Source organism: Vagococcus sp. 211 (assembly GCF_056322705.1).
The window spans coordinates 570,512-591,401 of sequence record NZ_CM150475.1 but is presented as its reverse complement, the minus strand read 5'-3'; the positions used below and the strand labels follow the sequence as shown (position 1 = coordinate 591,401).

Below are 20,890 nucleotides of genomic sequence, written 5' to 3'. Positions count from 1 at the left end.
TGATACTTTCTTTATTTTATTGATATAAACCAAAACTTGCTAACCAAGCAACAACGACACGTGGTACTCCGTTTAAGAAACGAGAATACAACACAGAAGGAACCCCAACTTCAACCGTTTCAGCTTCTGCTTCTTCAAGACCTAATCCAACTGGGATAAAGTCACACGCGTTTTGCGTATTGATGGCAAATAATGCAGGTAATGCTAGTTGTGGTGGAATATTACCACGACCAATTTCTACCCCGATTAAGGTACCAATTACTTGACTGATAACAGCCCCAGGCCCTAATAATGGTGATAAGAACGGTAAAGAACAAATAAATCCGATGACCATTAACCCAATGACATTTCCTGCTAAGGGAGACATGATCTTAGCGAACCAATCACCAATACCTGACCCTTGAATAATACCAATTAATAACGAAACAAATGCCATGAACGGAATAACCGTGTTAATCATGGTTTGTACGCCTTCACGAGCTGATTGATTGAAGGTAGCGACAACTTTTCCTGCACCCATTCCAATTTTCGCGATAAAACTTTGTTGTTCCGCACGTTGCTCTGTGATTTTTTTGTCAGTACTGTATTTGTATTGTTTTTCAGGTGCTGCTTCTTCTGAAATAGATACTGTTGCTCCTGCTTCTGATTCTTCTAACAACTCAATTTGTTTCACGCCAACGGCTGATACATAAATCGTTTCATTAATATATTGTGCTAAAGGACCACTCTTACCTGTTGGTACAATGTTAATCGTCGGGATATCTTTTTTAGGATAAATCCCACAACGTAATGTACCACCACAGTCAATAATCGCTAAGGCAATCTCTTCATCTGGAATCGATGTTTTGAAACCATTTACCGGCTCCATTCCTGTTAAATCAGCAATTTTATCAACGATAGCAGGTTTTTCTCCCCCACCAGTAATGTAAATAAATTTATGTTTGGCTTCTGTTGGTGTAATGATTAACGGCCCACCGTAACCACCATTTCCTTTAACTACTTTTATGCTTCTATAAGTCATGAGTTTCTCTCTCCTTTTTAGTTAGCTACGTCTACTGTTTTACTTAATGTAATGCCTTGTTGTTTACACACAAAAGCGGTTGTATAATCTGTTACCCAACCTCCGATAAAGTTCATCAACATACCAACTAACATGTAACGAATCGCTAAATCCATTGTGTTTAACCCTAATTGCTCAATTCCTGAAGCAATACCTAACCATACAAACAACTCACCTGGGTTGATATGTGGAAATACCCCATTACTAGTGTGACAAAATTGTGCTTGTGCTGCATAGTAACTTGGTTTGTAATACTCAGGTAAAAAACGAGCCATTGTAAATGACATAGGGTTACCTAGCATAAAAGCAGATAAGAATGGTAGCACTAAATAACGAGTGACTGGGTTTTTAGCTGATACTTTAGCAACACGTTCTACTCTTTCTTCCCCTAAAAAGGCAATCAATGTATTCATTAATACCATTAACATCAAAACAACGGGAACAATTCCTGTCATCCAACTAATGAATGTCTCTGCCCCTGTCTGAAATAATCCCATAAATCCTTCTGCAAAATTTGTTATATGTTGCATTATTCAACACCTCTTCTAAATTTATTTTGAACTGAATCTTTTAATAAACCTGCATGCACTTTAGCATTCATGTATGGAGACATCGGCGTCTCTTCTACATAATTACCTGCCTCTACACGCATATAGATCTCGCGACCATTGACAATGGCTTGTCTCATTAGTTTATTTTCTTGTTGAACCAAATCATTTTCTAACGTGAAATCATGAATGTTATGTCCTTTGAAATGAGGTAAGTCTTTAAATTGTGCCATAACCGTAACCCCTTGCATTTTCACTGATTCTAAGACATTTCCTTTCCCATCAACGGCAAACATCACTATGGTTCCAGCTTTGAATTTACCTGCTCTACGACCAATTGCTACCTTACCTTGTCGTCTTAACCGTTGATACGTTTGATTGAAATGCTTAATTTGTTTCATCCCAAATAAGATTTGTAATAAATACGCACTCACTGCAAAGATTCCCAATACAACCATAAAACTCATTTAAAACACCTCTTTCCATAACCATTGATAAAATTGCTCTGAGTCAGTCAGTCGACTCAACTCCTGTTTCTTAGTATCATCTGATAAAATTTTTAACATATAATCATACAATTGCAATAACTCAGCTTCAACGACATCGTTCATATTTTGAGGAATCCCTACCATAAAAATGTAGGTAATATCTGATTGATTTAATGAAATCACATCTTCTAACACACCTAAATGGAAAATGATTCGGTGACTTTGTAAATTAATCGCATGAGGAAAAGCTATCCCATTACTAAAAACAGTGGTTTGTTGCTCTTCTCTATTAAAAATGCGTTTTAAAAAATCACCATCAACAACTTGCTTGTCAACCATCGGCTCAATCATACGTGTCAATTGAGATTTATAGGAGACATCTGGAACAACTTTACTGAAGTGAAAATCCACATGATGGAAATTAAGCTCATTCACTTTTTTGACCCGCTGCCATTCAGAGTGCAACCACTCATCGTTAAATAAATTAGTAATACGAATGAGAGGTGTTTTAGCGTTTACATTTTCCAACGGAATAGTGGTAAACACGGCAAAATAATCAGATAAGTCTGTTTCATGATACTCATCTTCTGTATAGGTTGCTAACCTAATATTATCTCCTAGCACTTGCTTGATCTGTTGCTTGATCAATGCTGCTGTTCCTTTTCCTGTGTTACACACAATCGCAATTTCACGAGACGTTTTGTCTTTTTTCTTCATCATTAATTCAAAATAAACGGCTAAATAACTAATTTCGGCTTCCGATGATGTTCGACCGACTAGTCGCTCAATTTCATCAATACCCACTTTAGCAATTTCATAAGCTAAAGGGTATTTATTCTCAATTTCTCCGTAAAAATAATCATAATTCTCCATCCGAAAAATGAGTCGATTCAGTAAATACAACAGATGAAACCGCATCTCGTCGTATAACTCATCTCCGTCAAATTCAACACTTGTCACTTGGTAAATATGATGAAGCATCCTATCAAAGATATCTCTAACAAATGCTTCATTCATATACATTTTTTCTACTGCTCCTGTGTTACTTATGTTTAAAGGAAAACTAATAAAATCAATGTCATACTGACTTAATGTAATATGATACAGAGATTCTATTTCATAAATCAGTTGATCAAATTTATCGTCATCTAGTTGATAATTGGTATAATGCGGAATGGCTTTTAATAGATGACGTTTAGATAAAATACGTTTTAACGTGATCTCTAATACTTTTTTCCACGTATTCACACTGCCTTCAGGAATGTTTTTTTCTAAAGCATAGGCTTCAATGTAAGGATTAATATCACCGATGTAAAAGGTTGTTGGAAAATAATCATGCACGTAGTATAAATAAATCAACCTAAGTTCAAATTCTTCTCCTTCAATTTTCATCCCCTTATTTGGTGTTCCTATCATTCCGACACCAAACGTCTCGACAATTTCTTTGACTTCCTTTAAATCTCTAGAAGCGGTTCCCCGACTCACTCCTAGCTCTTCTGCTAAGTCATCAATTAATAAATAGTCATTTGTCTCTATTAATTCCTTTAATATATAAGCAGTACGCTTGGTAGAGGAATTAAAGTCTACCGCTTGCTTTAATTGCCCATCTAAAATAATAGAAAATGAATCAAAGTCTTGAATATCTAGAGTATAAACCGCTCCTTCTTTATGAATCCAAGCAATGTCAACTAACTGTTCATTCAATTGATTAATATTTTTTCTTAACGTCGGCGTACTAATCTGAACAATGTCTTTTAGTTCCGTCTCTTCAATTTTGCCATATGCAACAAACACCTTTAATATGTCATACCACTTATCAATTTGTGACAATGAAATCCCTCACTTCTTTATCCCCTTGTTTTGCCTCCTGCAACGTTGGTTGTCACGCCTGTGATATAGCTTGCACGGTCCGACATGAAGTAGCATACCAAGTCGGCAACTTCTGATAATTTTCCACTTCTTCCCAATGGAATTGTACTTGTTTTACTATATCCAGCTCTCAATTCTTCCACTGTAATGTTACGAGTATAGGCTAAGGCTGTTTCATATTGAATGGTTCTTAATCCTGTCTCTTCCATGATTCCAGGTGCGATTCCCACAACGCGAACCCCTTGTTTGCCTAATTCTTTAGCCCAAGAACGAGTGAAACTATTAACTGCCGCTTTCGTCGCAGCGTAACAACTTTGTCCTTCAGAACCTTCGAGACCACTTTCAGATGACATATTAATGATCACACCAGACTGTTTTTCGGCTAACACTCTTCCCACGGCTTGACTCATTAAATACACACCTTTTTGATTCACAGCAATCATTTTGTCAAAAATAGCGTCTGATAATTCAAACTCACTTTTTGCTTCTTTGCTATCCACTAATAATCGTGGAATATTAATACCAGCATTGTTGACTAACGCATCCACTGTTCCAAATGTTTCTAATACTTTAGCTAAACCTGCTTCAACGCTCTCTCTATTTGACACATCTACTGATGCAAATAATAAATTATCATGTGTCAATTGACCTTCACTTAAGTCAAAGTTAGCTACCTTAACGCCTTCTGCTAATAATTCTTCGACGATACTTGCTCCAATACCTGAAGAGCCACCTGTTACAATCGCAACTTTGTTTTTAATCCCTAACCAATCTGTCATTCTCTTCACTCCTACATCATTTGATGTCTTCATTATGCTACGGAATGTGAAGATAATTAATATCATCATTTTTTTGATAGCGAAAAAAAAGTGTTACTAACTGTTGCATCAACGTTTCTGAATTTGTTTTGATTATAACGCCTACTCATTGATTTCACAATTACAATAATAAAAAAACCATTCCTTCTAGCAATCATTACTAGAAAGAATGGTTTTTTATTGGTTAAGCCTGATAATCACGAATGATTTGCTCAATAATGGGTTGATTTGTCAGACCAGTTATTTCTTCTATCACTGTGTTTAAAGGCTCGTTTGCTATTTTTTCTTGCAACTTAACGGCTTCTTCATCCGTGGGTTCTGTGTAAGCAAGAACTGTCGCAATGGTGGATACTAACGCGCGATTATTTAATTCTTTTTCGGCTAATTCTAACGTTGGTTTGATAAACCGTTCTTGGTTTCCTAATTTTCTGATTGGTGTACGAGCCACACGTTTAATATCATCATCAATTTTAGGGTTCTTAAAACGACCAATGATTTTGTCAATGTATTGTTGATGCTCTTGTGCATCAAAGCCCCATTTTGTTACCATTAGTTCCCCTGTTTCACTTAAAACATGTCTCAAATGCTCTTCAATATCTTTATCAGATATTGCTTCGAGAATGGTTGTATAGCCTTTTTTAGCCCCTTCATACGCAACCGTTGCGTGTCCTGTGTTTACCGTAAATAATTTACGCTCAATAAAAGGTTCTAAGGATGCAGCATAATCCACTCCTTGTAATTTAATCTGAGTATTTTTTACACCACTTTGATCAATAACCCATTCTTTATAAGCTTCTACTTCAACAAATAAAGGATCTTCGTGCTGTTGTTGTGGCACAATACGGTCTACGGCTGCATTTGGAAAACCAACGAGCTCTTCCAGTTGAACTTGTTTCTCTTCTGGTACGTGCTTCATAACTTCTGCCTTTAAGAAGGATGAGCCACCTATCATGTTTTCACATGCAATAACGTCAATCCCTTCTTTTCCTGCTTCAAGACGAGCCATTAATCCTTCCGCTAGAAGTGGGGCTATAAAAGGCAATATGTTTGGTCCAATAGCGGTTGTTATCATGTCTGCCTCTGTGATAGCTTTTATGACTTCTTCAGGATGCTCCTTACTGTTGATTCCCTGAACTTTATCAATTCTGACTAAGTCATTCGTGTCAACAATCTTAATATCATATTGTTTTTTGTCGTTCAACGCATTGATAATCGTTTCATTCACATCCACAAAAGTCACATCAAAACCATTATCGGAATAGACTTGTCCAATAAAACCACGACCAATATTCCCTGCTCCAAAATGAATAGCTTTCATGTTAGTTTCCTCCTAAGAGTGCTTTAACGTCTTCTACTGTACTTGCTTCCGCTAACTTTTGAACATTTTCAATTTCTGAACAGAACACAGCGATTTCTGATAACAAATCCAAGTGCTCATTGCCTTTTCCGGCAATACCAAAAACGATTAATACATCTTTGTCACTACCCGGTTCACCAAAATTAACACTTTGGCTTAATTGGATAATAGAGATACCTGATTCAATGATTTGATCTTGTGAGCCATCTACCCCATGAGGAATAGCAATAAAGTTTCCCATATAGGTACTTAAGACGTCTTCTCTTTTTAGCATACTATTGATGTAGTCAGGTTGAACAAATCCTGCATCAACTAAGGTTTGACCGGCTAATTTAATCGCTTCCTCTTTTGTTGTTACTACTTGGTTTAATTTAATTGCTTTATTTTGTAAGTCCATCTCTTATACCTCTTCCTTTACTTTATTCATTAAATTTATTTGTAGAATGTTAAGTAAGGTATCATTATCTGATGTGGCAAATTCATCCAAATATTCCACAATAATCTCAGAAAACCATCCCATTACATTGACTTCTGTTTCTATCTTATTCGTATTGGCCACCATAAATAGCATGCGCTTCATCTCAATCGTTTCATGATTGAAATCCTGGATTGGATAGCCCTTATCTAAATCAATAATTTGTAGTCTTGGCGTGTCCACAACCTCTGAAGTAGCGTGAAAAAATCCCATCTGCGTATTCGGGAAACCAACCGGCGATTCTTGAGCCCGGTCCATTAACTTTTTGGTGAGATAATGACTCTTGTCATCGTCTTGCAAAAAATTATTAGAAATGATAAATAAAACATCATCTAAGGTTAAGTGCTCATTCTCGAAAAACTCTAGTTTAAATTGATTTAAAATCTGATTTGCCACGTTCACTTTCTTGGTAAATAAACTAAAATCAACCGGAGGTAAGGCCTCCACCATTGATTTTACTTGTATCTCAGATACCGGCTGATGCGCGTTCTGATTCAATGCCATTAATGATTCTCGTATAACATCAATCTCTTCTTGCACCAATAAAGTACTCACCACTTTGTACGGATGACTAAATCCTTTGAGATAAGAAGTAGATAGAATCAAATCATATGTCTGTGCCTCTATTTCTTGTAGCCCACTAACGTTTGTTGTGCGGAGCTCAGAAATTTTAGGGAAAAATTTTTGAATTCTATTTTTTAACATCTTTGACGTCCCCATGCCAGAAGAACACACTAATAATACTCTCGCTGAAATGGTTTCAGATAACTGCTCACCCACTGAAGCAAAATGAAGAACGATATACATGATCTCTACATCGTTGAATTCTAATCCCGCAAATACGAGTTGTAATTCTTCCGTCACTGCTTCAAATAACTCTTCGTATCTTTTTTTTAGGGAATAGTAACTATCTGGTATGTCATCATACTTTTTGCCTTTAATACGCCATAAAGCACTTCTCATATGCTTATACAAATCTTCGTATAAAGTATTATCTAAAAAGTAATTAATCGTCATTCGTTTTGATACTCCTGAAATAAGTTCACGAATATTAAAACCTAAAGAGGTTTCAATTAAGTCCATACTAGACATAACTTCTTTGTTCCTAATCCCTTCAAATTTACGTTGAACTACTTTTAATTCCAGACACCGACTTTCTTGTGAAACATGCAATGGCATAAAAGGATAAAGCAATTCTTTCAAATCAAAAGACAAGGATTCCGTATAGCTCCCACTAGTAATATCCTCTTCCTTTAAGCCGTGCTGCTCCATCCTATCTAATGATACCGTCATGTAAATCAAAAATTCTTTAATCCGTTCGTCACTACTATTGAGTTCTTGAAGTAACTCTTTTTCTAACATCATTTGATATAACTGAGTCAAGGTCTCTATTGAAACATAATCAAAAAAGGGGTTCTCACTCGTTGCCGTTTCATTAACAATGGAAAAAAACTCAAAATCATTAATACCATTAGACAGTAAATGAGAAATGAGTATACGCCGCTCTAGTTCATCAATGACTACTTTTAATCCTAAGCCTTTTTGCGCCTCTAAGATCAAACCAAATTCACGATACGTAATCTCAATCGTTTTTAAATCTTGTTCTAACACCGTTCGACTTATTTTAAACTTCGCCATAAAGTAATCTTTTGGAACATAATCCTCTTCGGATAATAAGGCCACCGTCACCAATTTTTCCCGTTCTTGATTAGATAATCCTGAATGACTCTCCAATAAATAATCTTCTAATATTTGTAACTGAGATACTGTACCTGTAACGTGCCACAGTCCAGATTGGTTTTTTTCAACCATAACAGCCATTTTCTTCAAGGTAGAATTCAAAGAATGGATGGTACGATACAACGTTCGGCTACTAACACCTAACGCTTCACTTAACTCCTCTAAGGTCAGACCAACAGACTTATTAATTAATAATGTCAGTAATTCTTTTTCTCTAGGGGATAAGTACATATCGACACCTCCATTCTTTTTTATCTACTATTTTAATCGTTGAATTAATTCTTCATACTTTGGACTATTCAAGAAATTTTCCACTGGAATAATTTCAGCATTTGGCACTTTGACGCGTGCTCGTTCGGCTAATTCCATTTGAGTAATCACTAATAAGTTAGGTTCTTCTTGTAAATTGTTGATAGCACTATTTGTCACATCAATCTCTATACCCGCTTCTTTAAATTTCTTTCTAAGAAGAGAGGCACCCATAGCACTTGATCCCATTCCAGCATCACAAGCAAAGATAACTCTGTTAACTGTGTCGTTTTGAACTGGTGTTACTGCTTCAACTTGTTGGCCTTTTGCTTCAGCTTTGCTTTGTTTTACTTCAGATACTTTTTCTTCAAATGTATCTTCTTCATTTTTAGAAGCCTTTAAAATAACCGCAGCAATTAAGAATGAAACAACCGCTCCTGCTAATACCCCTAAAATAACCGATAACATTCCACCTTTTGGTGCCATTGCTAGGATGGCAAAGATAGATCCTGGTGACGCAGCTGCAACTAGTCCAGATCCTAAAATAGAGTTAACGAAGGTTCCTGCAACCCCACCACCAATAACTGCTAAGAATAATAATGGGTTCATTAATACATAAGGGAAGTAAATTTCATGAATCCCACCTAAGAAATGAATCACAGAAGCACCAATGGCAGATGATTTTGCACTACCTTTACCAAACATAACGTAAGCCAGTAAGATACCTAGACCTGGTCCAGGGTTAGCTTCTAGTAAGAATAGAATAGACTTACCACCTTCAATGGCTTGCTCGGTTCCTAATGGTGTCAAGATTCCATGATTAATAGCATTATTTAAGAATAAAATTTTGGCAGGTTCAATCAAGATATTTGAGAACGGTAATAAACCATTATCTAAAATCCATTGAACCCCATTTCCCATTAAATCTGTAAACATACTAACAAAAGGTCCGACGATAAAGAAGCCTAAGATACCTAATAAGAAGCCAATAATTCCACTTGAAAAATTGTTGTATAACATTTCAAAACCTGATTTAACTTTGTCTTGAAATAGACTATCGAATTTTTTCAATACCCATGCTGCAAATGGCCCCATTGCCATTGCTCCTATAAACATCGTAACATCAGAACCTACAATAACACCAATGGTTGCTATTGCAGCAATAACGCCTCCACGATCACCATAGACTTGTTTACCACCGGAAATGGCTATCAAGATTGGTAATAAGTAGGTAATCATTGGTCCTACAATCTCTGCTAACTGTTCATTTGGCAACCAACCCGTCTCAATAAATAATGCCGTTAATAGCCCCCATGCAATAAATGCAGCAATATTTGGCATTACCATTCCACTTAGGAAACTACCAAATTTTTGGACCTTCGCTTTAGAACCTTGTGATGTTGTCCCCATTAAAATCACTCCTTAATTTTTATTGTATCTTAAGCATATCTCCTATTGGTTTCGCTTACAAGATTAGTCAGAGTCGAGTTTGTCACAAAGTTGTGCCATGTCTTTCTTTGCATAAAAAAAAGCAAGAAGCGTTAGCTCCTTACTCTTTCTTACCAACCTCCAGAGAACCCACCACCACCAGATGAGCCTCCTCCAAAGCTTGATCCTCCTCCAAAGCCTCCGCCACCGCCGCTTTGATTGCTACGGTAACTAGACCAAATGAGTGTTTGCATATAATAACTACCTAATGTCATATTCGTTAAATCATTCAACGCTTGTTGGCGTTTATTGCGGTCAATTTGACGGCGTTGTTTTTCAGCAAAACGATACGCACTGTTCATGTTTTGATCATCTAATAATAGATTATTTAACACATCTGTTCTTGATAAGTCTTTGCCTTTAAAGAAGTAATATCCCATTAGAGCAACCACTAAATTATGGTCGATGTTGCTTCTAAAGGAAACTCCTCTCTTAACAAGATAAGCATTACATAATTCTGACATCACTGCTTTATTCTTTTCTGTTACAGCCAAAGCTTGTCTGTGGTCTTCAGTAATACCTGACAAATAATAACCGATATCTGCCATTTTATCCTTGGTTAAATAAGGATTAGACATTAAAGGATATCGAGGAACATCGCGCCATTGTTGCTGCGTTTCTAGAAGTTCCTTACGGTATTTAGTATCCAAGTAAATATCTAGAGAATACGGATTCAACTTTTTAGAATGTTGCCAGTACTGAATCACACTGTCTTTCAATAAATAAGACTCAATCCAATCCGTCATTCTTTCCTTATCATTCAAGAGGGATTTTTTACTAGGTAAAAACATTAAGCGTTTCGCTAAAAATGCCCCTAATGCTACCTCCTCTAACACAGGTGAATGACTGACTAAACCAATGTTTCCTTCATCATAGACAAATGCTCTTACTTTAGAATCAATGTAATCTCGATGAATGTGACGTTTTAAACGATTAAGTTTTAAGAAATACCATATTACCGCTAATAAAACCAATGCTAATATACCAAAGATAACCATTAGAATCATGTGACCTATTTTATCTTCTCTCTCTTGTTTAGCAATAATCGCTTCTTTAGACGCTTCGTAATCACCATATCTTGCCAATACTAAGGACTCAATGTTTTTCGTAATTGCCATTGTTGCCGCTTCATAGTTTTCATCTTGTAGTAATTCTGTGATATCCTCCGTCACCACATCATTTTTCATACCATCTGTGATAACATCTTCTACCCCATACCCTGTTTCCAAACGATACGCTCTATCCTCAATTGAGATGACAAAAAGAAAACCATTGTCTAGCTTTTGATCACCGATACCTAAGGCTTTGAATTTCTGTTCTGCATAATTTTCAATCGAATCCCCATCTAGACTTGGTAATGTGACAACGACCAATTGTGGACTTCCTGATAACTCTTTAAATCTCACTTCATTTATTTCTTCTATATAACGTTTATCTTCTGTTGTTAAAATACCTGCTTTATCTTCCACAAAAATACTATCTGCAGAAACACCTGTCATCCAGCCAAAGAAAAAGAGGACGATTAAAAGACCACTCATCATGCTTTTTTTAACACGTTCTATGTGACGCATACATCCACCTCCTTATATAAAGAGACTCACTTTTTACTCATCAAAATCAACAGTGGGAGCTTTTTCAGCACCTTTTTCTGCTTCAAAGTACTCTTTTTGGTCAAATCCTGACATGTTAGCGATGATTGATTTCGGGAATCGTTTAATCGAAACATTGTAGCTTTTAACCGATTTGTTGTAGCGATCACGCTCAACAGAAATACGATTTTCTGTTCCTTCCAGTTGTGTCATCAATGTATTAACATTCTCGTTTGATTTAAGTTCTGGATAATTTTCCATGACTACCAATAACCGAGACAAGGCTGATTCCATTTCACCACTTGCTTCAGACACTTCTTTTACTGATTTAGCACCTGACATTTTAGCTCGAGCATCTGCAATGTTACCAAATACTTCTTGTTCTTGTTTCATACTACCTTTAACAGAGTTCACTAAATTAGGGACTAAATCATAACGTCGTTGTAACTTAGATTCAACATTAGCCCACTGACTGTCTACTTCTGCTTCACGTGATACCAAACTATTGTAAGACATAATACCCCAGCCAATAATTAGTACCACAATCCCACCAATAATTAATCCTGTTTTATTTCCTTTGTTCATTCCTATGACCTCCTTATTGTTACAAAACAATGACAATTAAATCTTTTATATGACAAGTATAGTCTATCATATTTGACCTCACATCAGACCTAAGACCTAGAGATGTCCCTTGTTCTATTTATTATACTATATAAAAATACGACTTATTATACAATTAATTTCCTTTATTTTTAATCATAATATATGTAGAAAGATGAATCCTTTGACCTTTATTGACCTTTGTATTAAACTTTTATCTAGGTCACCCTTTTGAAGTATGTTAAAATAAGGATGCGAATGATTAATTTAGGAGGAACTTTATATGAATTTAATACCTACAGTTATCGAGCAATCGTCTCGTGGAGAACGTGCTTACGATATCTATTCTAGACTTTTGAAAGACCGCATTATTATGCTAAGTGGTCCCATTGACGATAATGTATCCAATGCAGTGATTGCACAATTACTATTCTTAGATGCACAGGACCCTGAGAAAGATATTTTCTTATATATCAACTCACCAGGAGGTAGTGTTTCAGCTGGTTTGGCTATTTACGACACAATGAACTTCGTCAAAGCAGACGTTCAAACCATCGTTTTAGGTATGGCAGCTTCTATGGGAAGTTTCTTATTAACGGCTGGAGCAAAAGGGAAACGTTTTGCTTTACCTAATGCAGAAATCATGATCCACCAACCTCTAGGAGGCGCTCAAGGTCAAGCAACTGAAATTGAGATTGCTGCACGTCACATCTTAAATACCCGTGAACGCTTAAACCGTATTTTATCTGAAAATACAGGTCAACCTATTGAAGTTATCGAAAAAGATACAGATAGAGATAACTTTATGTCAGCTGAACAAGCTAAAGAATATGGCTTAATTGATGAAGTTATGACAAACAGTTCAAATCTAAAATAAAGAGGGTTACTTTATGGAAGCTATCGATACAAGTAAAATTAAGACAGATTTAGGCATTACCCTAGGAAACGAAGACGCACCTATTACGGTCGTTGAATTCACTAATCTACGTTGCCCTTTCTGTAAACAATGGTGGGATGAACGTCATGGTTTACTGAATGACTATGTCACTTCTGGTCGAATCAAACACACCATTAAATTATTTGATAAAGAAAGTCCAGCACTCGCTAAAGGGAATATTATGCATCATCATGTTCCCAATGACGACACTGCGATTGACGCGATTTCTGCGATTTTCGAGACTCAGGATATCTGGGGAAATATGGCTTCTGATGAAGACATTGCTCGGTTTGCTCAAGAAGAATTAGGTCTAACATTACAAACAGATACTAAAGTATTACAAGCCATTGTTGAGGAAACAAAAGAATCTAATGTGTTCTTCATCCCAACCATGATTATTAACGATACTGTGTTCGATCAAAAAATTACCGATGACGCGCTAATCGCTTTAATCGAAAAATAAAAAGAAAGAGTTGGAATTAAGCTTCCAGCTCTTTCTTTTTCATTATTTTTTGTCCTTCCTGGCATAAGTCAAGTAAGGGGCACCCTTCACATTTAGGACTTCTTGCGACACAATGATACCTACCGAATAAAATCATCGTGTGGTGAGTGTCTACCCATCTTTCTTCAGGAATTTTTTTCATTAGCATGTCTTCTACTTCCCCAACTGAAGCAGACTGTTTACAAATACGTAATCGTTTTGAGACTCTTTCCACGTGCGTGTCCACAGCAATGGCCGGCACACCAAACATATCCCCTGCTACGACATTGGCTGTCTTAATACCAACCCCAGGTAATTTTACCAAATCCTTAATCGTTTCTGGTACTTGTCCATTATTATGTGTCGCCAAAATCTGAGAGGTTTTAATAATATTCTTTGCTTTGGTCTTATATAAACCAATCGTTCTAATCCGGTCTGATACATCTTCTAGAGGCGCTTTCGCTAGTAACTCGGCCGTTGGATAAGCTTCGAATAATCGAGGGGTTGCCTTATTTACTGAAACATCTGTTGCTTGAGCACTTAACATAACCGCTATAAGATACTGAAAAGGTGTCTCGTGATCCAGCTCTCCCTGGGCATCTGGATACATCTCTTTCATTCGGTCAATGGCTTCTATTGTTCTTTTTTTTGACAGCATCACATTCTACCTTTCTTTAATGATCGTTCTCTAACCAATTGTATAGAGGAATATGTGGTAACTCTTCTTCTTCATTCTCTTGTGTTACTTGTCGACCTACTTCTTCTGCCCGTTTCTTCTGACTCGCTTGAATCGCGGCTTTAGAACGTAAATTTTTACGCTCCCAACTAAGTAAGATACGATCAATGTATTTAAAACTATAAGCTTGATTTAATACCGCTTCTCTTAAAGCTAACTCAATGATGTCAACAGCGTAGTTATCTTGACTAACCCAAAGTTGAATATTTTCTATTTCCATAGGTGACAACGGTCTACCAAATTCTCTCTCAAAACGTTGATACAATTCACCAATTTGATTCACTTCTTTTTTTACTACCTCTTGCTTCTCTTCACTTTCAATGCACCAATTAATTTTATCGTACACAGGAGTTAAGTCATAGCGATCTTCTGTCTGACCTTTTCCATTCTTGATGGTTTCAATCTGGATACAGCCTTTTTTTATTAATTGCTCAAGCAAACCATACAAGACATCTAAAGGTAAACCCATTTCTTTTGAAATATCTTCCATATTAGGGAAATCAATGCCTCGTTGCTCGTATTTCAATAATTGAAAATAAAATAAAATTTCTCTCTCATTCATGTCTATTTTATGGTAATAGTCCAATAATAAATTGGAAATTGTTGTAAATTGATGGTTTAGTAATGTTTTGAATCCTATCATACCGTTCACTCACTTTCCTAACTAGTATAACAAACTTTCTCTCTCAAAGACTAATCTTTGAGACAATAAAAAAAGCTCTTAGTAAGCGAACCTACTAAGATACTTTAAAATTATTTTGTTCCGAATAAACGATCTCCAGCATCTCCAAGACCTGGTACGATGTATCCTTCTTCATTTAATTTTTCATCTAGACCTGCTGTGTAGATATCAATGTCTGGATGAGCGTCCTGTAAAGCTTTAATTCCTTCAGGTGCAGCAACTAAACAAACAAATTTAATGTTTGTTGCGCCACGTTTTTTCAATAAGTCGATAGCCATAATAGCCGATCCACCCGTTGCTAACATTGGGTCAACCACTAACAATTGACGTTCAGCGATATCCGCTGGTAACTTAACGAAATACTCCACAGGTTCTAACGTGGTTTCATCACGATATAAACCGACATGTCCTACTTTTGCAGCTGGAATTAATTCTAACATTCCGTCAACCATACCAATTCCTGCTCTTAAAATTGGAACAATCGCTACTTTTTTACCAGTAAGTGATTTTTGAATAGATTTACCCATTGGTGTTTCTATTTCAACGTCCTCCAACGGCATATCTCTTGATACCTCATACGCCATTAACATTGCGATCTCATCAACAACTTCACGGAATACTTTTGTTCCACAATTTTTGTCGCGGATAATAGTAAGCTTGTGTTGGATCAATGGATGATCAATTACTTGAAATTTTCCCATATCGTGATTCTCCTTTATTAATTTTATTTCCAATCTATTGTAACGGAAAAAGAGACGATTGACTAGTCAATCGCCTAAATTATTATTTATAAAGAGGATGTTTTTCTATTAATGTCGCTACTTCGCCTCTTATTGCTTCTAATTGTTCATCATTGTCACGATTTATAATAGAATTAATAATCAACTCAGCTACTTTGACAGAGTCTTCTTCTTTGAAACCACGACTTGTAATCGCTGGTGTACCAATACGAATACCACTTGTTTCAAATGGACTTAAACTTTCAAACGGAATCGAATTCTTGTTCACTGTAATATTAACAGTATCAAGAATAGCTTCTGCTTGTTTACCTGTAACACCTAGATCACTTACATCTATCAATAATAAATGGTTATCAGTATCACCACTAATTAACCGAATACCTGGTGTTTGATTGATAACACGAGCCATAGCTTTCGCATTTTTTATCACTTGTTCAGAATACTCTTTGAATTCTGGTAATAAAGCTTCTCTAAACGCTGCCGCTTTTGCCGCGATAACGTGCTCTAATGGGCCACCTTGAATACCTGGGAAAATGTTGCTATTTACTTTTTTAGCTAAGGTAGCATCATTCGTTAAAATCAATCCACCACGAGGTCCTCTTAATGTTTTATGCGTTGTAGAAGTTACAATATCAGCGTAAGGCATTGGGCTTGGGTGTAATCCCGTCGCTACGAGTCCCGCAATATGAGCCATATCTACCATTAATTTTGCGCCAACACTATCAGCAATCTCTTTAAATTTAGCAAAATCAATCTCACGAGAGTAAGCACTCGCTCCAGCAACAATTAGTTGGGGTTGATGCTTACGAGCTAAAATTTTAACCACGTCATAATCAATCACTTCTGTAATAGGGTCCACACCATACGATACAAAATGATAGGTCTTGCCACTAAAGTTAACAGGAGAACCATGTGTTAAATGGCCACCAGCTGATAAATCCATCCCCATAATTGTGTCACCAGGTTCTACTAAAGCCAAATAAGCCGCAGTATTAGCTTGTGAACCAGAATGGGCCTGTACGTTAGCAAATCCTGCACCAAATAAATCCTTCGCACGATCAATCGCTAAATTTTCTACCACATCCACAAATTCACACCCACCGTAGTAACGACGACCTGGGTAACCTTCTGCGTATTTATTGGTTAACACACTGCCTTGTGCTGCCATTACTGCTTCTGAAACAAAATTCTCTGAGGCAATTAATTCAATATTATTTTCTTGACGTTTCTTTTCATTCTCAATCGCATCCCATAATACTGCATCTTCTTGTTTATATCCCATATAAAAAAACACCTCATATTCTTCTTTTTATTCATTGTACCATAGTTTATTTAAAATCGACGTCCACATAGGTTTGATTGGCTGCTTTTTTTAAGCGGTTCATATAAGCTATCCCTCTGTCTTCTTCTGGAAAGGTTTGTACAAGAATGACATCCAAGTCTAACGTATCAAGATAACGCAAACCTGAGAAGAGATGCGTCATGGCTTCTTCTACTACATTATTTTTTGTTAACGAGTAACAACTTAGTCCCTCACCAAACGCTGTTATGATACTATCATTGGCTAAAATACCAATTTTTTGTCGCTCAGGATGTTGGATGGCTAATTCCCAATTGTTCAAATGATAATCCACCATCTCAACAGGCGTTTCAGGAGAATAGTGTTTGTACTTCATGCCTGGTGCCTTAGGTGCTTCGGATTCAGATAAGATGTGTTGATCCACAGATACTTCCCCAATCTCATCAGCCAATTCCTCCTGTGTCACAGCTCCTGGTCGTAAAATAAGTGGCGTTTTATCCTTATCAGACAAGTCAATCACCGTAGATTCAATGCCTACTTCACACGCACCATCATCTAATATACCAGATATGCGGCCATGTAAATCATGGTAGACATGCTCAGCTGTTGTTGGGCTTGGTTTGCCTGATGTGTTCGCACTGGGTCCAACAAGTACTGTACCAGATGCATTAATGAGAGCCAAAGTAGCCGCATTGTTTGGCATACGAAAAGCCGCTGTCCCTAAACCACCTGTTACATTACTAGGTAAACCACTTTCTTCTTTTAATGTTAAAATAATCGTCAACGGTCCTGGCCAAAAACGAGTCATTAATTGTTGTGCTGTGTCACTAATCTCCGTTACAAATTCTTCAATTTGTGTTGGGTCTGACACATGAATAATTAATGGGTTATCGCTTGGGCGTCCTTTAGCGGCGTAAACCTTGCCAACCGCTTCACTTTGCCTAGCATCGGCACCTAAACCGTATACTGTTTCAGTTGGAAAAGCGACAAGCTCTCCCTCTTGAAGTAATTTTGCTGCTTCGTCTATTTCAGTCGTTGTTAGTCTCTTTGTCTCCATTTATTTACACTTCCCTTAACTTAGCTGACTTTAACTATTCTATCTAAACCAGAAAGGTCTTTTATAATATGTACTTGTTTGTTTGGGAATGCCTCTTGAAATAATGCTTGAACGGCTGTTCCTTGACGGTACCCAATCTCTAAATACATACGTCCATCCTCTTTTAAAACAAGAGGGGCTTCTTGTGCTATTTTTTCATAGATGGCTAACCCCTTATTATCAGCAAACAGTGCTGTTTTAGGCTCATGTTTGCGAACAGAGTCATCCATAACATCCCATTCATCTAAATCAATGTAGGGAGGATTAGACACAATGATATCCACCCACTCCTTCTTCTCTATTAAAGGTTCTAGGGTGCTACCTTGTTCCACTCTCACTCTAGCTTGTAACTGTTCAGCATTCTCCTTTGCAATAAGCAGTGCCTCATGAGAAATATCTGTGATGATGACCTCCCAATTCGGTCTCGCACTCTTTAATGACAAGCCTATTGCCCCGGTTCCTGTGCCAACATCTATGACCTTTAACGATTCCCTTACCTCTAGATTATCAGATAGACAGAGTGCCACCAACTCTTCTGTTTCAGGTCTAGGGATTAAAGTAGCGGTGCTCACTTTAAAACGGTGCTCATAAAAATCACAAAAACCAATAATATATTGAGGTGGTATATCTGCCAATATTAACTCTAAATCTGCTTGTAATTGCTGCTTAACCTCACTAGGAATCGGCTTTCTTAAATGAAGCAATAGGTCTGTTCGACTAAACTGTTGTCTCTCCATCAATAAATATTCCGCAATACTAGCTTCTTTTCCTGCCTTCTCTAAAAAAGAAGAAGCCCAGTTAAGGACTTCAAAATAGGTATTTAAATTATCCATTTAATTTTTCCAATTCAGCGGTTTGATCATAAATAATCAACGCATCCACAATTTCATCTAATTTTCCTGACAAAATTTGGTCTAATTTTTGGATAGTCAAACCAATACGGTGATCCGTTACGCGGTTTTGAGGGAAGTTGTACGTTCTAATTCGTTCAGAACGATCTCCTGTTCCTACTGCGGATTTACGGTTAGCATCGTATTCGCTTTGGTTAGCTGTTTGTAATTGATCATACACACGGGCACGAAGAATCTTCATCGCTTTTTCACGGTTTTGAAGTTGTGAACGCTGATCTTGCATCGCAACAACAACGCCTGTTGGTATATGGGTCAAACGAACCGCAGAAGCTGTCTTATTAACATGTTGTCCACCAGCTCCACTGGCATGATAAATGTCCACACGGATATCATTGTCATTTAACTCTAATTCAACCTCTTCCGCTTCTGGTAATACGACTACTGTAGCAGTTGATGTATGAACACGACCTTGTGATTCAGTCGATGGCACACGTTGAACACGGTGAGCCCCACTCTCGTATTTAAGTTTAGAGAACACACTATCTCCTGTAATCATGATAGTTACTTCTTTGTAACCACCGATATCAGTGATATTGGCTTCCATTACTTCAAACTTCCAACCTTGAGACGTAGCATAACTTTGATACATTTCAAAGAGGCTTCCTGCAAATAATGCCGCTTCATCCCCACCAGCAGCACCACGAATCTCCATAATAATGTTTTTATCATCATTTGGATCTTTTGGTAATAAAAGAATCTTGATTTGTTCTTCTAATTCTTCTTTTTCATTTTTTAATTCAGATAATTCTTCTTTGGCTAATTCTTGCATCTCATCGTCTAATTTTTCACCTAGTAATTCTTCGGTTTCTTTAATACCTTCTAAGACTTCTTTATATCTACGGTACACCGCAACAGTTTCTCGGGTACTAGCTTCTTCTTTTGATAATTCCATAAAACGCTTCGTATCATTTACGACTTCTGGATCACTTAAAAGTTCTCCCAACTCTTCGTAACGATCTTCTATGGATTGTAGTTGATCAAACATGTTCTTCATCCTTTCTCATCTCATATATTTTAGCATGTTTTTCTAATTATTGCTTTTTCTTTTTTATAAAGGTGGATTGACATAATGTTTTCGACAAACTGGAAAGTAAGCTTCATTTCCGCCTATTTGAATTTGTTCCCCTGTGTAGATAGGCTCATTATCAGATACTCTTAAATTCATGGTCGCTTTTTTATGACAAAACCAACAAATGGTTTTAAGTTCCTCTAGCTTATCTGCATAAAGTAGCAAATATTTAGATCCTTCAAATAAATCATTCTTAAAATCATTTTTTAAGCCAAAAGCCATCACAGGAACGTCCAGTTCATCCACCACTTTAGCTAACGCAATGACATGATGCTTTTCTAAGAATTGAGACTCATCAATTAACACACAGTAAGGCTTCGGTCTAATAGCTTGTATGGTTTGGTAGACATCTGTGTCAGAATAGATAGGAATAGCTGGACGCTTTAATCCGATGCGACTTGAAACTGTCCCCACTTCATCTCTTGTGTCTAAGCCACTGGTCATCAGTACCACTGGTTTATCTTGCTCTTCATAATTATGAGCGACTTTTAATATTTCAATGGTTTTCCCGCTATTCATTGCCCCGTACTTAAAAAATAATTGTGCCATGTCTGAATCTCTCCTTTAATTGTCCTATGATAGTATACTGTAAACCGACAAAAAAATCATCCAGAACAACCAGTTATAGGTAATTTTTTTCAGTGTTCACTAGGA

The 20,890-nt window shown here is 36.8% G+C and carries 21 protein-coding genes; 2 read left to right on the top strand and 19 right to left on the bottom strand.

Going from position 1 to position 20,890, the window contains the following annotated elements; all coding sequences use genetic code 11:
- Window positions 1–16: 16 nt before the first annotated feature.
- The 11 genes from srlE to ACVWM0_RS02870 form a co-directional block, all read right to left on the bottom strand.
- A complete protein-coding gene (srlE, locus tag ACVWM0_RS02920; protein WP_476473151.1) occupies window positions 17–1,021 on the bottom strand; it encodes a PTS glucitol/sorbitol transporter subunit IIB in 1,005 nt (334 codons plus the stop codon).
- 17 nt (window positions 1,022–1,038) lie between these two features.
- Window positions 1,039–1,590, bottom strand: coding sequence for a PTS glucitol/sorbitol transporter subunit IIC (srlA, locus tag ACVWM0_RS02915; RefSeq protein WP_476473150.1), 552 nt, complete (start codon window positions 1,588–1,590; stop codon window positions 1,039–1,041).
- Complete coding sequence (locus ACVWM0_RS02910) at window positions 1,590–2,075, bottom strand: transcriptional regulator GutM (RefSeq protein ID WP_476473149.1); 486 nt, start codon at window positions 2,073–2,075, stop codon at window positions 1,590–1,592. Before ACVWM0_RS02910 ends, srlA begins: the two co-directional genes overlap by 1 nt.
- The gene (locus ACVWM0_RS02905) at window positions 2,076–3,926 is read right to left on the bottom strand and encodes a BglG family transcription antiterminator (protein ID WP_476473148.1); all 1,851 of its coding nucleotides are present in this window, start codon (window positions 3,924–3,926) and stop codon (window positions 2,076–2,078) included.
- Window positions 3,927–3,943: 17 nt separating this feature from the next.
- Window positions 3,944–4,744, bottom strand: a complete 801-nt coding sequence (locus tag ACVWM0_RS02900; RefSeq protein ID WP_476473147.1) for an SDR family oxidoreductase — start codon at window positions 4,742–4,744, stop codon at window positions 3,944–3,946.
- A 223-nt stretch (window positions 4,745–4,967) separates the two neighbouring features.
- Window positions 4,968–6,101, bottom strand: coding sequence for a mannitol-1-phosphate 5-dehydrogenase (locus tag ACVWM0_RS02895; RefSeq protein WP_476473146.1), 1,134 nt, complete (start codon window positions 6,099–6,101; stop codon window positions 4,968–4,970).
- Window position 6,102: 1 nt separating this feature from the next.
- A complete protein-coding gene (locus ACVWM0_RS02890; RefSeq protein ID WP_476473145.1) occupies window positions 6,103–6,537 on the bottom strand; it encodes a PTS mannitol transporter subunit IIA in 435 nt (144 codons plus the stop codon).
- Between the two features lie 3 nt (window positions 6,538–6,540).
- Window positions 6,541–8,586, bottom strand: a complete 2,046-nt coding sequence (locus ACVWM0_RS02885; protein WP_476473144.1) for a BglG family transcription antiterminator — start codon at window positions 8,584–8,586, stop codon at window positions 6,541–6,543.
- A 27-nt stretch (window positions 8,587–8,613) separates the two neighbouring features.
- On the bottom strand, window positions 8,614–10,014 hold the full coding sequence (locus tag ACVWM0_RS02880; RefSeq protein ID WP_476473143.1) for a PTS mannitol transporter subunit IIBC: 1,401 nt from the start codon (window positions 10,012–10,014) through the stop codon (window positions 8,614–8,616).
- A gap of 149 nt (window positions 10,015–10,163) precedes the next feature.
- Window positions 10,164–11,663 (bottom strand): TPM domain-containing protein, encoded by a 1,500-nt coding sequence (locus ACVWM0_RS02875; protein ID WP_476473142.1) that lies wholly within the window; start codon window positions 11,661–11,663, stop codon window positions 10,164–10,166.
- A gap of 33 nt (window positions 11,664–11,696) precedes the next feature.
- Window positions 11,697–12,266, bottom strand: a complete 570-nt coding sequence (locus ACVWM0_RS02870; RefSeq protein WP_476473141.1) for a LemA family protein — start codon at window positions 12,264–12,266, stop codon at window positions 11,697–11,699.
- 301 nt (window positions 12,267–12,567) lie between these two features.
- On the opposite strand from ACVWM0_RS02870, the gene clpP reads away from it, so the two are divergent.
- Both clpP and ACVWM0_RS02860 read left to right on the top strand, forming a co-directional pair.
- On the top strand, window positions 12,568–13,161 hold the full coding sequence (clpP, locus tag ACVWM0_RS02865) for an ATP-dependent Clp endopeptidase proteolytic subunit ClpP (protein WP_476473140.1): 594 nt from the start codon (window positions 12,568–12,570) through the stop codon (window positions 13,159–13,161).
- 13 nt (window positions 13,162–13,174) lie between these two features.
- Complete coding sequence (locus ACVWM0_RS02860) at window positions 13,175–13,684, top strand: thioredoxin domain-containing protein (protein ID WP_476473139.1); 510 nt, start codon at window positions 13,175–13,177, stop codon at window positions 13,682–13,684.
- A gap of 16 nt (window positions 13,685–13,700) precedes the next feature.
- Here the strand turns inward: ACVWM0_RS02860 and nth are convergent, their stop codons facing one another.
- The 8 genes from nth to ACVWM0_RS02820 form a co-directional block, all read right to left on the bottom strand.
- Window positions 13,701–14,360 carry an endonuclease III gene (gene nth, locus ACVWM0_RS02855; protein WP_476473138.1) on the bottom strand — a complete coding sequence of 220 codons (660 nt, stop codon included), beginning with the start codon at window positions 14,358–14,360 and terminating at the stop codon, window positions 13,701–13,703.
- A 16-nt stretch (window positions 14,361–14,376) separates the two neighbouring features.
- Window positions 14,377–15,081: a DnaD domain protein gene (locus ACVWM0_RS02850; protein ID WP_476473646.1), complete on the bottom strand. Its 705-nt coding sequence runs from the start codon at window positions 15,079–15,081 to the stop codon at window positions 14,377–14,379.
- 110 nt (window positions 15,082–15,191) lie between these two features.
- Window positions 15,192–15,821 (bottom strand): uracil phosphoribosyltransferase, encoded by a 630-nt coding sequence (upp, locus tag ACVWM0_RS02845; RefSeq protein ID WP_476473137.1) that lies wholly within the window; start codon window positions 15,819–15,821, stop codon window positions 15,192–15,194.
- Window positions 15,822–15,903: 82 nt separating this feature from the next.
- A complete protein-coding gene (glyA, locus tag ACVWM0_RS02840) occupies window positions 15,904–17,142 on the bottom strand; it encodes a serine hydroxymethyltransferase (RefSeq protein ID WP_476473136.1) in 1,239 nt (412 codons plus the stop codon).
- 46 nt (window positions 17,143–17,188) lie between these two features.
- The gene (locus tag ACVWM0_RS02835) at window positions 17,189–18,217 is read right to left on the bottom strand and encodes an L-threonylcarbamoyladenylate synthase (protein ID WP_476473135.1); all 1,029 of its coding nucleotides are present in this window, start codon (window positions 18,215–18,217) and stop codon (window positions 17,189–17,191) included.
- A 20-nt stretch (window positions 18,218–18,237) separates the two neighbouring features.
- The gene (gene prmC, locus ACVWM0_RS02830) at window positions 18,238–19,089 is read right to left on the bottom strand and encodes a peptide chain release factor N(5)-glutamine methyltransferase (protein WP_476473134.1); all 852 of its coding nucleotides are present in this window, start codon (window positions 19,087–19,089) and stop codon (window positions 18,238–18,240) included.
- Window positions 19,082–20,152, bottom strand: coding sequence for a peptide chain release factor 1 (gene prfA, locus ACVWM0_RS02825; RefSeq protein WP_476473133.1), 1,071 nt, complete (start codon window positions 20,150–20,152; stop codon window positions 19,082–19,084). The genes prmC and prfA overlap by 8 nt, the downstream gene beginning before the upstream one ends.
- A 63-nt stretch (window positions 20,153–20,215) precedes the next feature.
- Window positions 20,216–20,785, bottom strand: coding sequence for a thymidine kinase (locus ACVWM0_RS02820; RefSeq protein ID WP_476473132.1), 570 nt, complete (start codon window positions 20,783–20,785; stop codon window positions 20,216–20,218).
- Window positions 20,786–20,890: the final 105 nt, after the last annotated feature.

What these genes read in the sequence shown, in the direction of transcription:
- srlE (WP_476473151.1), bottom strand. Translation starts at nt 1,021, where the DNA reads ATGACTTATAGAAGCATAAAAGTAGTTAAAGGAAATGGTGGTTACGGT.
- srlA (WP_476473150.1), bottom strand. Translation starts at nt 1,590, where the DNA reads ATGCAACATATAACAAATTTTGCAGAAGGATTTATGGGATTATTTCAG.
- ACVWM0_RS02910 (WP_476473149.1), bottom strand. Translation starts at nt 2,075, where the DNA reads ATGAGTTTTATGGTTGTATTGGGAATCTTTGCAGTGAGTGCGTATTTA.
- ACVWM0_RS02900 (WP_476473147.1), bottom strand. Translation starts at nt 4,744, where the DNA reads ATGACAGATTGGTTAGGGATTAAAAACAAAGTTGCGATTGTAACAGGT.
- ACVWM0_RS02895 (WP_476473146.1), bottom strand. Translation starts at nt 6,101, where the DNA reads ATGAAAGCTATTCATTTTGGAGCAGGGAATATTGGTCGTGGTTTTATT.
- ACVWM0_RS02890 (WP_476473145.1), bottom strand. Translation starts at nt 6,537, where the DNA reads ATGGACTTACAAAATAAAGCAATTAAATTAAACCAAGTAGTAACAACA.
- ACVWM0_RS02885 (WP_476473144.1), bottom strand. Translation starts at nt 8,586, where the DNA reads ATGTACTTATCCCCTAGAGAAAAAGAATTACTGACATTATTAATTAAT.
- ACVWM0_RS02880 (WP_476473143.1), bottom strand. Translation starts at nt 10,014, where the DNA reads ATGGGGACAACATCACAAGGTTCTAAAGCGAAGGTCCAAAAATTTGGT.
- ACVWM0_RS02875 (WP_476473142.1), bottom strand. Translation starts at nt 11,663, where the DNA reads ATGCGTCACATAGAACGTGTTAAAAAAAGCATGATGAGTGGTCTTTTA.
- ACVWM0_RS02870 (WP_476473141.1), bottom strand. Translation starts at nt 12,266, where the DNA reads ATGAACAAAGGAAATAAAACAGGATTAATTATTGGTGGGATTGTGGTA.
- clpP (WP_476473140.1), top strand. Translation starts at nt 12,568, where the DNA reads ATGAATTTAATACCTACAGTTATCGAGCAATCGTCTCGTGGAGAACGT.
- ACVWM0_RS02860 (WP_476473139.1), top strand. Translation starts at nt 13,175, where the DNA reads ATGGAAGCTATCGATACAAGTAAAATTAAGACAGATTTAGGCATTACC.
- nth (WP_476473138.1), bottom strand. Translation starts at nt 14,360, where the DNA reads ATGCTGTCAAAAAAAAGAACAATAGAAGCCATTGACCGAATGAAAGAG.
- ACVWM0_RS02850 (WP_476473646.1), bottom strand. Translation starts at nt 15,081, where the DNA reads ATGATAGGATTCAAAACATTACTAAACCATCAATTTACAACAATTTCC.
- upp (WP_476473137.1), bottom strand. Translation starts at nt 15,821, where the DNA reads ATGGGAAAATTTCAAGTAATTGATCATCCATTGATCCAACACAAGCTT.
- glyA (WP_476473136.1), bottom strand. Translation starts at nt 17,142, where the DNA reads ATGGGATATAAACAAGAAGATGCAGTATTATGGGATGCGATTGAGAAT.
- ACVWM0_RS02835 (WP_476473135.1), bottom strand. Translation starts at nt 18,217, where the DNA reads ATGGAGACAAAGAGACTAACAACGACTGAAATAGACGAAGCAGCAAAA.
- prmC (WP_476473134.1), bottom strand. Translation starts at nt 19,089, where the DNA reads ATGGATAATTTAAATACCTATTTTGAAGTCCTTAACTGGGCTTCTTCT.
- prfA (WP_476473133.1), bottom strand. Translation starts at nt 20,152, where the DNA reads ATGTTTGATCAACTACAATCCATAGAAGATCGTTACGAAGAGTTGGGA.
- ACVWM0_RS02820 (WP_476473132.1), bottom strand. Translation starts at nt 20,785, where the DNA reads ATGGCACAATTATTTTTTAAGTACGGGGCAATGAATAGCGGGAAAACC.